The organism is Rhizobium sp. BK591 (assembly GCF_014195045.1).
Taxonomy (GTDB): Bacteria; Pseudomonadota; Alphaproteobacteria; order Rhizobiales; family Rhizobiaceae; genus Rhizobium; species Rhizobium anhuiense.
Genome location: NZ_JACIAZ010000001.1, coordinates 1,039,461 through 1,051,717, shown reverse-complemented (window position 1 = coordinate 1,051,717; position 12,257 = coordinate 1,039,461). Strand labels below are relative to the sequence as shown.

Annotated in this window: 11 protein-coding genes and 1 riboswitch; of the genes, 3 read left to right on the top strand and 8 right to left on the bottom strand. The window is 61.5% G+C overall.

The genetic code is table 11. The annotated features are described in order from the left end of the window. Positions 1-2: 2 nt before the first annotated feature. Positions 3-1,052 carry a cobalamin biosynthesis protein CobW gene (cobW, locus tag FHX10_RS05090; protein WP_028756559.1) on the bottom strand — a complete coding sequence of 350 codons (1,050 nt, stop codon included), beginning with the start codon at positions 1,050-1,052 and terminating at the stop codon, positions 3-5. A gap of 4 nt (positions 1,053-1,056) precedes the next feature. After that, positions 1,057-1,566 (bottom strand): bifunctional adenosylcobinamide kinase/adenosylcobinamide-phosphate guanylyltransferase, encoded by a 510-nt coding sequence (cobU, locus tag FHX10_RS05085; protein WP_028756558.1) that lies wholly within the window; start codon positions 1,564-1,566, stop codon positions 1,057-1,059. Between the two features lie 221 nt (positions 1,567-1,787). Further along, a riboswitch (cobalamin riboswitch) is annotated at positions 1,788-2,184 on the bottom strand. 258 nt (positions 2,185-2,442) lie between these two features. Here cobU and FHX10_RS05080 point away from each other — a divergent pair. Further along, on the top strand, positions 2,443-4,233 hold the full coding sequence (locus FHX10_RS05080; protein WP_028756557.1) for a chloride channel protein: 1,791 nt from the start codon (positions 2,443-2,445) through the stop codon (positions 4,231-4,233). 28 nt (positions 4,234-4,261) lie between these two features. Here FHX10_RS05080 and FHX10_RS05075 read toward each other — a convergent pair whose 3' ends face one another. The 3 genes from FHX10_RS05075 to FHX10_RS05065 form a co-directional block, all read right to left on the bottom strand. After that, entirely contained in the window at positions 4,262-5,518 is a 1,257-nt protein-coding gene (locus FHX10_RS05075; protein ID WP_063475077.1) for an adenylate/guanylate cyclase domain-containing protein, read from the bottom strand. A 133-nt stretch (positions 5,519-5,651) separates the two neighbouring features. Then, the gene (locus FHX10_RS05070; protein ID WP_047610293.1) at positions 5,652-6,422 is read right to left on the bottom strand and encodes an SDR family oxidoreductase; all 771 of its coding nucleotides are present in this window, start codon (positions 6,420-6,422) and stop codon (positions 5,652-5,654) included. Positions 6,423-6,544: 122 nt separating this feature from the next. After that, entirely contained in the window at positions 6,545-7,999 is a 1,455-nt protein-coding gene (locus FHX10_RS05065; RefSeq protein WP_063475078.1) for a cobyric acid synthase, read from the bottom strand. A gap of 655 nt (positions 8,000-8,654) precedes the next feature. On the opposite strand from FHX10_RS05065, the gene FHX10_RS05060 reads away from it, so the two are divergent. Together FHX10_RS05060 and FHX10_RS05055 are read left to right on the top strand one after the other, a co-directional pair. Continuing rightward, positions 8,655-9,656, top strand: a complete 1,002-nt coding sequence (locus FHX10_RS05060; protein ID WP_174824477.1) for a glycine betaine ABC transporter substrate-binding protein — start codon at positions 8,655-8,657, stop codon at positions 9,654-9,656. A gap of 31 nt (positions 9,657-9,687) precedes the next feature. Beyond that, positions 9,688-10,029 (top strand): hypothetical protein, encoded by a 342-nt coding sequence (locus FHX10_RS05055; protein WP_063475079.1) that lies wholly within the window; start codon positions 9,688-9,690, stop codon positions 10,027-10,029. Positions 10,030-10,080: 51 nt separating this feature from the next. Here the strand turns inward: FHX10_RS05055 and FHX10_RS05050 are convergent, their stop codons facing one another. From FHX10_RS05050 to FHX10_RS05040, 3 genes are all read right to left on the bottom strand, one after another. Next, positions 10,081-10,236, bottom strand: a complete 156-nt coding sequence (locus FHX10_RS05050) for a hypothetical protein (RefSeq protein WP_003560194.1) — start codon at positions 10,234-10,236, stop codon at positions 10,081-10,083. Between the two features lie 100 nt (positions 10,237-10,336). Then, positions 10,337-11,278: a LysR family transcriptional regulator gene (locus FHX10_RS05045; RefSeq protein WP_028756551.1), complete on the bottom strand. Its 942-nt coding sequence runs from the start codon at positions 11,276-11,278 to the stop codon at positions 10,337-10,339. Between the two features lie 274 nt (positions 11,279-11,552). Further along, complete coding sequence (locus FHX10_RS05040) at positions 11,553-12,161, bottom strand: LysE/ArgO family amino acid transporter (protein ID WP_063475209.1); 609 nt, start codon at positions 12,159-12,161, stop codon at positions 11,553-11,555. Positions 12,162-12,257 lie beyond the last annotated feature (96 nt).

Here is a 12,257-nt window from a genome sequence, read left to right as displayed (position 1 = left end):
GTTTATGCCAGCTCTTCGATTGCCGCCCTCACCGCGTCCTGATCCATCTCGTGCAGGCCGATGACGACGAGGCGCGTCGTGCGCTTTTCGCCTGGAGCCCAGGCGCGGTCGAAATAATGATCGATGCGGCTGCCGACGGCCTGGAGCTGCAGGCGCATCGGCTTGCCGGCGATATCGACGAAGCCCTTGAGGCGCAGCACGTCATGGGTTGATATGATCGTCTTCAGCTTCTCGACGAAGCCGGCGGGATCGGCAACGGGTCCGAGATCGACGACGAAGCTGTCGAACTCGTCGTGGTCGTGCGGCGCGCCGTCTTCATGCTCCAGCTCATGATGCGACTTGCGATTGGCGACATCGTCCTCGGTGCCGATACCAAGGCCGAGCAGGATGCCGGCCGAGACTTCGCCGTTCTTCGCCTCGATGATCGCGGGCTTGCGCACCGTGCGGGAGGCAACCTCGTCGCGCACCCTGATAAGACCTGCCGCGTCGATCAGGTCGGTCTTGTTGAGCACGATGAGATCGGCGCAGGTGAGCTGATCCTCGAACAGCTCCTCGATCGGGCTTTCGTGATCGAGCGATTCATCCTCGGCGCGGCGCGCATCGACGGCATCATGGTCGTCGGCGAACCGGCCGGCGGCAACGGCGGCGCTATCGACCACCGTGATGACGCCGTCGACGGTCACTTGCGTGCGGATATCGGGCCAGTTGAAAGCGGCGACCAGCGGCTGCGGCAGGGCGAGGCCCGAGGTTTCGATGACGATGTGGTCGGGCCGCTGTTCGCGCTCGAGCAGCTTCGTCATCGTCGGAATGAAATCGTCGGCGACAGTGCAGCAGATGCAACCATTGGTGAGTTCGATGATGTCGTCCTCGGTGCAATTCTCCGCGCCGCAGCCCTTCAGCACGTCACCGTCGACACCGAGATCGCCGAATTCGTTGATGATGAGCGCGATCTTCTTGCCGCCGGCATTGGTGAGCAGGTTGCGGATCATCGTGGTCTTGCCGGCGCCGAGGAAGCCGGTGATGACGGTTGCGGGAATTTTCTGCTGGTTCATGAACTTAACCCTTCATTTTCAGCGGCAGGCCTGCCGCGATGAAATAAACTTCGGCGGCCTTCGCCGCGATCGATTGGTGCAGCCGGCCGGCATGATCGCGGAAATCCCGCGCCATGCGATTGTCAGGCACGATGCCGAGGCCGACCTCGTTGGAAACGAAAACGAGCCGCGCCTTCGCGGCGGCCAGGAAATCGGCGAGCGCTGCAAATTCCGCCGCCATGTCGCGCTCCTCCATCATCAGATTGGTGACCCAGAGCGTCAGGCAGTCGATCAGCACGATGCGTCCCTCGCCGTCGATGGCGCCAAGCTTACCGACGAGATCGAGCGGCTCCTCATGCGTCGTCCAGGACGGACCGCGGTCGGCCTTGTGCTGAGTGATACGCGCCTGCATCTCCTCGTCCCAGGCCCGGCCGGTGGCAAGGTAGTGGCGGTCGAGGCCGGTCGCGGTGACGAGAGCTTCGGCGAAGCGGGATTTGCCGGAGCGCGCGCCGCCGAGGATGAAGATGGTGGTCATGCTCAGACGCTCCTCAGGGAGGGTGCGTAGCCGTGGCTTGTTCCGAGTGCACCTTTTTCGACTGCTGGGGGGACCGAGTATTCGACATAACCGGCCGAAAGCACTCCTCTTGCAGGGCTGCTTGGAGGCGTCGCGAGCGCCGCACCAGGCCGCGCTGAATTCAATCGTTCAGCCAAGACAACCTCCGTGCTGGCAACGGGCGTAGTGCCCAGGTGTGGGCTTCTGGCCCGGCACGTAATGGCAGGTCTCCTGGCTCGCGGTTATCGGCCGCGATCGGGGCAGACCGGAAACCGGTCGCCCTGATCGTGCCGGCGGATCATCCTCGCCTTCCCGGCTGCATTGGTGAAAAGGTGGACGATTCGTAGATTTAGAGGCGTCCGACCCCGGTTGATCACCATGCATCTCCAGTGGCTTTTCCGGCATATCGCCCATCCCGCCCGCTTGCATGATTGCAAGCCGCCGGCCGGAGGGGCTCGGTGCCGGATGGAAGACCCTGACCGCTCTACAGTCGCGGGGTCGGCTGTGATGAAGGCGCCCGGTTTGGGTCCGCCCCTTCACATTCCCTTTTCATCCGGAAGGGCGCAACACCGATCCGGAACCATCCGTTATGTCAGGATGGTCGGGCGACCATCCGTTGAGGGATGGTTAGGCAAGCCGGGGTGTGAAGTCAACCGGCCTTGACGGCCGGTCAGCTTCCGAGGAGATGGCCCAACCCTGTCAACACGACTTACTCTACCTAAAATATCGTCATTTATCAGAGGCTTACGTCATAAATATTTGTCCCGGGCGCCGGCTTTTCGCCGCAATTGCGTCGCAAGCGGACTGCGCGACCATCTCCGCCCTTGACCGGGCCTCTCCCCGCCTAGTTGTCTAGCCATGCTTATGAAATTGGATCGGCGCCGTTTCCGGGCGCTGCGTGTTTTCTTCGATCCGGGCCGCCTGCGGGCGCTGACCCGCCGCAGCGAGGTCGGCCTGTCACTGGCGGGCGCCGTCGTCGGCATCATCTCGGGTCTCGCCGTCACCGGTATGAGCTACGTCTCCAGTGAGTTGCATCAGCTGGTCTTCGGCATCGCCGATAGCGAGCGGCTGAGCTCATCCGAGATCGAGAACAAGATGCTGCTGCTCACCGCGCCCGTCATCGGCGGCGCTCTGCTCGGCCTGTTGCTCCTGGTGCTGGCGAAACGGCGCAAGAAGCCGATGGTCGACCCGATCGAAGCCAATGCGCTGCATGGCGGCCGTCTATCCTTGACCGACAGCATCATCGTTGCCGTCCAGAACCTGATCTCCAACGGGTTCGGCGCCTCGGTCGGACTGGAGGCCGGCTATACCCAGCTTGCCGCCGGCCTTGCCTCGAAATTCGGCCTGAAGCTGCAGCTTCGCCGCTCCGACCTGCGCATCCTCGTCGGCTGCGGCGCGGCGGGCGCCATCGCCGCCGCCTTCAACGCGCCGCTGACCGGCGCCTTCTATGCCTTCGAGCTGATCATCGGCACCTATACGATCGTGTCGCTGACACCCGTCGTCGTCTCAGCTCTCATTTCCACCCTTGTCGCAAGGCTGCTTGCCGATGGTGATTTCACCATCGATATCGGCAGCTTCGGCTCGGTCGTGCCGGCCGATTATATCCCGGCGCTGCTGCTCGGCGCCTTCTGCGCCGGCATCGGTATCCTGATCATGCAGGGCGTCTCCTTCGTCGAGGAACTGGCGCGCAAGAGTTCGATCGCCCCACCCTTCCGCCCGGCGCTCGGTGGCGTCATCGTCGGGCTCTTGGCGATGATCTCGCCGCAGGTGCTCTCGGCCGGCCACGGCGCGCTGCATCTCAACCTCTCCCGCGAGGTGGCGATCCCGACACTGATCGGTCTCTTCCTGTTGAAATCCCTGGCCTCGGCGATCTCGATCGGCTCCGGCTTCAGGGGCGGCCTGTTCTTCGCCTCGTTGTTCATGGGCGCCCTGCTCGGCAAGCTCTTTGCCTATTGCGGACCCTATTTCGCCGATGCGACGCTGACCCCCGTCATCTATGCCGTGGTCGGCATGAGCTCGCTTGCCGTCGCCGTTATCGGCGGACCGCTGACCATGACGTTCCTGGCGCTCGAAATCACCGGCGATTTCCCGATCACCGCGCTGGTGCTCGCCGCCGTCATCACCTCGTCCCTCGTCGTACGCTCGACCTTCGGCTATTCCTTCGCCACATGGCGTTTCCACCTGCGCGGCGAAAGCATCCGCAGCGCCCACGATGTCGGCTGGATTCGCAACCTGACGGTGGACAAGCTGATGCGCGCCGACGTCAAGACGGCAAAAGCGAGCATCTCCCTGGAAGAATTCAAGCAAGCCTTCCCGATCGGCTCGGTCCAACGCGTCGTCCTCGTCGAGGAGAGCGACAAATATGCGGGCCTCGTGCTGGTGCCGGAGATTTACGCCAATCCGACCGACGCACAGGACGAGGGCAAGACGCTTGCCGATTTCATCCACTACCGCAACGATTTCCTGCAGCCGCAGATGAATGCCAGGCAGGCGGCGGCGATCTTCGACAAGAGCGAAAGCGAAGCTCTCGCCGTCGTCAACAACCTGATCGAACGCAAGGTGATCGGCCAGCTCAGCGAAAGCTATACGCTACGCCGCTACAGCGAGGAACTCGACCGCCGCCGCCGCGAGGTCTCAGGCGAGATTTAAGCGTCGTCGCGCCGACCGGATCGTCGTTTCAGGATACCATGTCGGCGAGCTTGAACACGTTTACCGCTTTCGAAACCCCGCGCAATTCGAAAGATCCCAGACAGTCGTTGGCGACGGCACAGGTGACGGCGAAGCTTTCCGACATCAGAAGGTGATGTCCGAGCGCGCCGCAGAGTTTTTCAAGCCGCGAAGCCTCGTTGACGGCGCTGCCGATAACCGTGAAATCAAGCCTGCCGCGTGCGCCGATATTTCCGTAGAAGACCTCGCCGAGATGCAGCACGACATCGACGCCGATGTCAGGACCTCCATCATTCCTCCGCTGACCATTCAGCACCTTGTTGGCTTCTAGAATATTCCTTGCGGAAGCCAGTGCGGCCATGCAGGCCTTTTGCGGGTCTTCAGCATCGGTCGGAAAGATCGCCAGCACGCTATCGCCCATGAACTTGAGGATCTCGCCCGAGTTTTCCTCGACATGCCAGCCGATCAGCTCGAAATGTTCATTCAGAAACCCGGCGATTTCGCCCGGCTGATAGATCTCGGTCAGCGCCGTGAAGTTTCTCAGGTCAGCAAGCAGGATTGCAGCATTGATCGCCCCTCCCTTTCCCCTCTGAATATCGCCTGCAAGGATGCGTGCACTTGTCTTGGCGCCTGTATAGACGGCAAGGATATCCGATGCGGTTTTCGATGCCGCAATGCGATAACAAGCCAGCCCCAGCGCTGGGAAGAGCTTCGCGACGATCGCCAGTTGATCATCCGAAAATCCGCCCGGCCTATCGCTTGTGAGAGACAGACTGACGCCACGCAGCGCAGCCTCCTTCGGGAATTCCAGCAGGCTGACCAGGTGATCCGTGCCGCCGGCATGCGCGAATTCTGCAAGCTGCGGGTAGTCATTGACACCCTCACCCTTGGCGATGTTCCATCGACCTGATGTTTCGCCGCGGCCCAAAAGAAAATAGATCGGCGTCTTCTCGAAATTCAGCACTGCCGCACTGCCATATTCGGCATTCTCGATAGTGGTCGCACCGCCGCGCACGAAATTGGCCGAGACGCCGCCATACATGGGATGAATAGACGGCATCGAGATGCTTCCCCGCCAGATCGGAAAGCCATCCGCGATCAGCCGATCGCACAATCCGGCTATCAGCTCGCCAATATGCTCAGCTGTGATTCCATGTTCTATAAGCCACTGAATATGATTGTTAATTTCCGAACCTCCAAATGACCGACGCAGATTATGGTCGGAAATCGGGCAAATGGACGGCGATGACCACCGGGGTTGCCACATCAACCAATAGTCGAGTCAGGCAGATATTTCTAGCCGTGGTCTCCGGCAACGACAATCAGTCATTCGCCTGCCGACGAGGAGCTGTGAGAGTGCCGCAGAAGTGAAAGATGGTGCCGCAGCGCCTACCGATATCTCACATCCTGACTGTCATGCCGCCGTCCACCGTCAGTACGTGGCCGTTGACGAAGGAAGCGGCGGCGCTTGCCAGAAAAAGCGCCGCGCCGGCGATCTCGTCCGGCCGTCCCCAGCGCTGAACCGGGATACGCTGGCGCACAAAGGGCATCAATTCCTCGTTCGCAGCCATTGCCGCGTTCGTCTCGGTGGCGAACCAGCCGGGCGCAATCGCGTTGCTGGTGATGCCGTGCGGGCCGAATTCGACCGCCATGCCGCGCATCAGACCGGTCAGGCCCTGCTTGGCCGCCGGATAGACGCAGTCGCCGGGCATGACGACATGGCCGCTGATTGAGGTCACCGCGATCAGCCGGCCGTGATTACGCCGTTTCATCAGCACGGCAGCATCCCGCGAAAGCGTCATCGCCGCCGCCAGATCGGTGCGCAGCAACTCCAAGATCGCATCATCGTCGAATTCGGCCAGCGGCCGTCGGTCGCGGGCGCCGACATTGTTGATCAAAATATCGAGACGGCCGTGGGTCTTGTCGATATCGGCCATCACAGCACGCTGAGCCTCGCGGTCGGCGACGTCGAATGCAGCGGCCTCCGCCGTGCCACCCGCAGCCCGGATGGTCCTGACCGCGCCTTCCAGCGTCGCCGCCGTGCGTCCGTTGACGATGACATGCGCGCCGGCATCGGCCAGGGCGCGCGCCATCTCGAAGCCCAGCCCACGACCGCCGCCGGTCACCAGCGCCACCTGACCTGCCAGTGAAAATCTATCCAATATGCTCATGGTTTTCGTCGTTCTCAAAGGGTCCGTCGCGACAATTAATGGACTCAGTCAACTAATTTGGCAAGAGCAGAACGGCGACACCGGATGGCAGTGTGACCGCCCCACCCGGGACACATCCTGGCCTAACCGAGCAGCCCGGCGAGCCAACGCGCATCGAGGTGACGTTCCAAATCCCCGGCGATCTCGTCGAGCGCCTGGTCGACGCTCTCGCGATAATTCTTCCGCTCACCCGAGAGCCCAAAGCTTTGAAGCAGCCGGGCGCGGTAGGCGTCGCTGCCGAAGAGGCCGTGCAGATAGGTGCCCATGATCCGGCCGTCGGCCGAAAGCGCCCCGTCGGGCGTGCCGTCGATAATCGCCGAAGGCCGATCACAATCCGGGCCGCGGGTGATGCCGAGATGGATCTGGTAGCCGGCCAGCGGCGCGTCGTATTCGGTCGAGCGGGCATGGCTGTTGCGCACAGTTTTCTCCGGCGCCATCTCGGTCTCGACGTCGAGAAGCCCAAGCCCCGGCGTCTCGACCGTCCCGCCCTCGAGCCCAAGCGGATCGTGCACCGTCCGGCCGAGCATCTGGTAGCCGCCGCAAATGCCGATCACCCGGCCACCGCGCCTGACATGCGCCTGGAGATCGCGGTCCCAGCCTTGAGCCCTGAAGTCGGCGAGATCCGATATCGTCGATTTCGAGCCGGGAAGGACGACCAGGCCTGCATCGGCAGGCAGCCGTTCGCCTGATCGCACGAAGACCAGTTCGACATCCGGCTCGGTTCTCAGCGGGTCGAGATCGTCGAAATTGGCGATGCGCGGCAGCACCGGCACGGCGATCTTCAGCGCACCCGCCTCGCCCCGCGCCAGACGTTCGAGCACGACCGAATCCTCGGCCGGCAGGCGCGCCGCGCCCGGCAGCCACGGCACCACGCCGAAACATGGCCAGCCGGTGAAGCCTTCGATGGCGCGAATGCCGTCGTCAAACAGCGAGACGTCGCCGCGGAACTTGTTGATGATATAGCCCGCAATCATCGCCCGGTCGCCATCGTCGAGGATCGCATGCGTACCGACCAGCGAGGCGATGACGCCGCCGCGGTCGATATCGCCGACGAGGACGACAGGCACGCCGGCCCGTGTCGCAAAGCCCATATTGGCGATATCACCGGACCTGAGATTGATCTCAGCCGGCGACCCCGCTCCCTCGACGATAACGAGGTCGGCGCCCGCAGCCACTTTTTCGAAACTCTCGAGCACGGCGCCGAGCAGCTGCGGCTTCAGTCGCTGGTAATCGCGCCCCTTCGCCTGTCCGAACACCCTGCCCTGCACGATGATCTGGCTGCCGTTTTCCGATTGCGGCTTGAGCAGCACCGGGTTCATGTGCACCGAGGATGGCGTGCGCGCCGCCAGCGATTGCAGCCACTGCGCCCGGCCGATCTCGCCGCCATCATCGGCGACTGCTGCATTGTTCGACATGTTCTGCGGCTTGAACGGCCGGACGGCCAGACCGCGATTGGCCGCCAGCCGGCAAAGGCCAGCGACCAGCACCGTCTTGCCGACATCCGAGCCGGTTCCCTGCAGCATGATTGCTCTTGCCATGGTGGCTCGCATCCGTCTTCTGTTCAGCGAGGCCTACAATGGACAGCAATCCCGGGTCAAGATTTGGCCCGGGTCAAGCTCCGCCCGCAAACGCGAAAACCGCGCATGGCCTTGGCTCTGCGCGGTTTGCCGAAAACTCAGGCGTCTTCACCCTTACACGGCGAAGCTCGCTTTCTCCGGTACGCACTACCTGAACCAGAGAAGTGGCGGTCATTGCCGCCACGACCCAACTGATAACGGCACATTCTTACCGGAGAGTTATTGAAGGCTTACGCAAATGTTAATTTTGATCTTTTTTGACATCCTCGTCGAAATTTCTGCCGGAGATCCGCCGCCGATCGCGAACAGCGTGCATTTCGCCCGAGGGCGCCATTTTCGGGATGATGTCATAAATTCTTCGAATTCAATCATTTAGTCACGCAACCATGAGCAGAAGACGGTTGATTTCTCCGAGCGAACGCGTAGGCTTCATCCAAATACGCCATTGTTGAACATGGCCTGCGACGAGCTGCCGGAGCCGCAAGGACGGACGGTGCCGATGAACCGGAAAAGCCTGCACGGCATCGCCCGGCAGACATTTTCGCTTCGGGTGCCGGAGAGATTTTTCGGTGGATTTCAGAGCCTGCTGCGCGTCCGCCTGAGAAGAATTCGGGGAATGACGATGAAGACGTTTCTGATTCCGGCCGTCTTTGCCGCGGCTCTTTCCACCGTTGCGCCGGCCGAAGCCGCCGAATGCGGCAGCGTTTCGATCGCCGAAATGAAATGGGCTTCGGCAGGCATTGCCGCAAGCTTCGACAAGATCATCCTGGAAAACGGATATGGCTGCTCCGTCACCATCGTCGACGGCGACACCCTGCCGACCTTCGCCTCGATGAATGAAAAAGGCACCCCCGACATTGCCTCGGAATACTGGATCAATTCGGTGAGGTCCCTGCTCGATCAGGCGGTCAACAGCGGCCGGCTGGTGCAGGGAGCCGAGATCCTGGCCGACGGTGCCGTCGAGGGCTGGTGGATCCCGAAATTCATCGCCGACGCCCACCCCGACATCCGCTCGGTCGAGGACGCGCTGAAACATCCTGAACTGTTTCCCGCCGAGGACGATCCGTCGAAGGGCGCAGTCTACAACTGCCCCGCCGACTGGAGTTGCCAGATATCCACCGCCAACCTGTTTAAGGCGCTTGCCGCCGATAAGAAGGGTTTCGAGCTCGTCGAAACCGGCAGCCCCGAGAGGCTCGACGCCTCGATTGCGCATGCCTTCGAAAACAAGGTCGGCTGGCTAGGCTATTACTGGGCGCCGACTGCCATCCTCGGCAAATACGACATGACGCGCCTGAGCTTCGGTGTCGGCCACAACAAAAACGAATGGGACCGCTGCACCGCCGTTGCCGGCTGCGCCAGACCTGAAGTCAATTCCTACCCGGTCTCACGCGCCTTTACGCTGATGACCAGGTCCTTCGCCAGCCGGGCGGGGCCCGTCGCGACCTATCTCAAGACCCGCAAATGGGACAATGAGACGATCAATCAGGTGCTTGCCTGGCAGGACGAAAACCGCGAAAGCAACGAGGATGCCGCGATCTATTTCCTTCGCAATTACGAGGGTCTGTGGACGAAATGGGTGCCGGCCGATGTAGCCGAGAAGGTCAAGGCAAGTTTATAACGGTAATAACACCATTACCACGGGCGATTCGATGATTCCCTTTCCCGACCGCGATACCGTTGCGGAAAAGCTCGCCGCCCTGTCGGAGGCCGACAAGTCATACCTGGCGCTGCTCATGGAAAACGCTGCCCAGGACGACAATCTGCTCGACGGGCTGCGCCGCCATCTCGATCTTGCCGCCGGATCGCGTTTCCTGAACTCTTTGAAACTCGAAAGTCTTGGGATGTGGCTCGGGACTCAGGCGCCCGGCCGGTTGCAGATCCGGCTGACGGAAACCGCCCGCTCCAGCCAGCATCCCGCCTACCAGGCGTTCCGGACCGGCCTTAGCCGATCCGGCGGGCTGGAAAAGGTTTATCCCCCGGTCAACACTTGATTCCCCGGTCAGCACCTGATCTGGCGATCCCAGCAGCAATCTGAATAGTCGCTACTTCTTCGCGGCGCGGTCGACCGAGCGGCCGGCATCCTGGGTGGCGTTCACGGTGTTTGCCGTATCTTTCCCTATGCCGCGGATCGTGTTGCCGCAGGAGGAAAGGGCAAGAAGAACCATAAAAGCTGCGGCAATTTTGGCCGTTGTCGTCATCTCGGATATCCTTGTTTGAAATCAACCCCGAACGGCGACAAAATGCCGTCCGCGCCAATAACGCGCGACAAACCAAAAGGTTCACTGGCTGAAAGGCCCCTCAGGCGGCGACTGCCTTTGCCCGTTCGGCAAAGGCGCTGCGAATGCTGTCGGCCACCGTCTCGATCGGCCCCGACATCTGTGAGGCGGTCAGCAGACGGATATCGAAGGCGCCAAGTTCCGGCAGACCTTCATTCGGGCCGAGGAGCGCCATGTCCTCGTTGACATAGGAAAGCGGCAGCGGCGCGATGGCAAGATCGGAGAGCACGGCGGCGCGCTGCGCCATGGTATGGCCGCTGAGATAGGCGACGCGATAGGGCCGCTTGTTGCGTTCGAGCTGGGTCAGTGCCTCCTGGCGCCAGATGCAACCGTCCTCCCAGATCGAGATCGGCAGGGGATCGCGGCGATGGGCCGAACCACACCTGGCGCCGGCCCAGACCAGCCTCTCGCGGTAGACCACCTCGCCACCGGTCGGGAACGGCCGCGTCGCACAGTTGATCAACGCCAGGTCGAGCCGTTGCTCCTCCATGCGCTTCTTCAGCCCGATGCTCATGTCGATCGTCACGTCGACCATGATGCCGGGATAGCTCTCGGCGAAACTCTTCAGGATGCTCGGCAGCAGCCGTTCGCCGATATCTTCCGGCGCGCCGAGCCGCACGACGCCGCTGAGCTCCGGCATGATGAAGCGCGACACCGCCTCGTTCGACAGCGCCAGGATGTTGCGGGCGTAGGACAGCAACATCTCGCCGTGGCGCGTCAGGGATACCGAGCGGGCGTCGCGCAAAAATAGCGTCGCACCAAGCTGTTCCTCGAGCTTCTTGATTTGCATCGACACTGCCGATGGCGTGCGGAAGACCGCTTCCGCGGCGGTCGAAAAATTGCCTGTCTCGGCGATGGCCACGAAGGTCCGCAGCACATCGTTGTCAAGCAGCGGAATGGGACGGCGAAAGGGAATGCTCATCGTCACATCTTTCAATTTTTCTGATTTATAACCGCATATCATTTTGTTTGATTGAATGTCAATCGACCGGATATCTTCAGTGTCGGCAGCAATGATGCCAGCAAAGGAGGCCGGACATGACGCAATCAAGCACCTGGAATATCGTACAGGCCCTTTCCGCATTCAAGTCGCAGAGGCGCAGGGATGCAAACCATGAATATGCGATCCGGCAGTTAAAGCGTTTTCCGTCGCATCTGCTGGCGGATTGTCAGCGCGAAATGGAATTGAGCACCCTTGCCTCGGCCGCCGAAGTGGATGATCGACGATCGAACGGCGGTCACATGCCGCCCAGCAGCTTGAAGGCGATCACCCACATCGTGAAAGCGACGAGCGTTTCCAGCATCCGCCAGGACGAGGGCTTCGAGAAGATCGGCCGCAACCATGTTGCGCCATATCCGAGCGAAAAGAAGAACAGGAAGGAACCCGTCACCGCGCCGGCGGCAAACGAAGTCTGCTGCCCGGGGTAACGTGTGGATATCGTGCCGAGCAGCACGACCGTATCGAGATAGACATGCGGATTGAGCCAGGTGAGCGCGAGGCAGGTCATGAGCGTCTGCCGGAAACTCGCCGTTCTGGCCTCCGCCGCCGTGAGGGTAGCGGACGACCGCAAGGCCGAATAGAGGCTTCTCGCCCCGTACCAAACCAGAAATGCGGCTCCGCCGTAGCGCATGACGGGATCGAGCCAGGGCATGAACCTGGCGATTTGCTGCAGGCTGGTCACCCCAAGCACGATCAGCGCCGCATCGGAGACAGCGCATGCGAGGCAGACGGCAAAGACATGTTCGTTGCGCAAGCCCTGGCGGAGGATGAAGGCGTTCTGCGCGCCGATGGCGACAATCAGGCTGAGGCCCATCATCAGGCCGGTTATATAGATCGAAAAATTCATCGCTTCGGCCAACGCCCCTTAATTCGGTAGGGTTGCGCTACCGCGATTACGAGAATTAGGCTAATTAATCCAACTAACTCCGATTAAGCGAAACTA

Coding starts and splice junctions, on each gene's coding strand:
- FHX10_RS05060 (WP_174824477.1), top strand. CDS start 8,655: ATGACGATGAAGACGTTTCTGATTCCGGCCGTCTTTGCCGCGGCTCTT.
- FHX10_RS05045 (WP_028756551.1), bottom strand. CDS start 11,278: ATGATATGCGGTTATAAATCAGAAAAATTGAAAGATGTGACGATGAGC.
- FHX10_RS05055 (WP_063475079.1), top strand. CDS start 9,688: ATGATTCCCTTTCCCGACCGCGATACCGTTGCGGAAAAGCTCGCCGCC.
- FHX10_RS05065 (WP_063475078.1), bottom strand. CDS start 7,999: ATGGCAAGAGCAATCATGCTGCAGGGAACCGGCTCGGATGTCGGCAAG.
- FHX10_RS05050 (WP_003560194.1), bottom strand. CDS start 10,236: ATGACGACAACGGCCAAAATTGCCGCAGCTTTTATGGTTCTTCTTGCC.
- FHX10_RS05040 (WP_063475209.1), bottom strand. CDS start 12,161: ATGAATTTTTCGATCTATATAACCGGCCTGATGATGGGCCTCAGCCTG.
- cobW (WP_028756559.1), bottom strand. CDS start 1,052: ATGAACCAGCAGAAAATTCCCGCAACCGTCATCACCGGCTTCCTCGGC.
- FHX10_RS05080 (WP_028756557.1), top strand. CDS start 2,443: ATGCTTATGAAATTGGATCGGCGCCGTTTCCGGGCGCTGCGTGTTTTC.
- cobU (WP_028756558.1), bottom strand. CDS start 1,566: ATGACCACCATCTTCATCCTCGGCGGCGCGCGCTCCGGCAAATCCCGC.
- FHX10_RS05070 (WP_047610293.1), bottom strand. CDS start 6,422: ATGAGCATATTGGATAGATTTTCACTGGCAGGTCAGGTGGCGCTGGTG.
- FHX10_RS05075 (WP_063475077.1), bottom strand. CDS start 5,518: ATGTGGCAACCCCGGTGGTCATCGCCGTCCATTTGCCCGATTTCCGAC.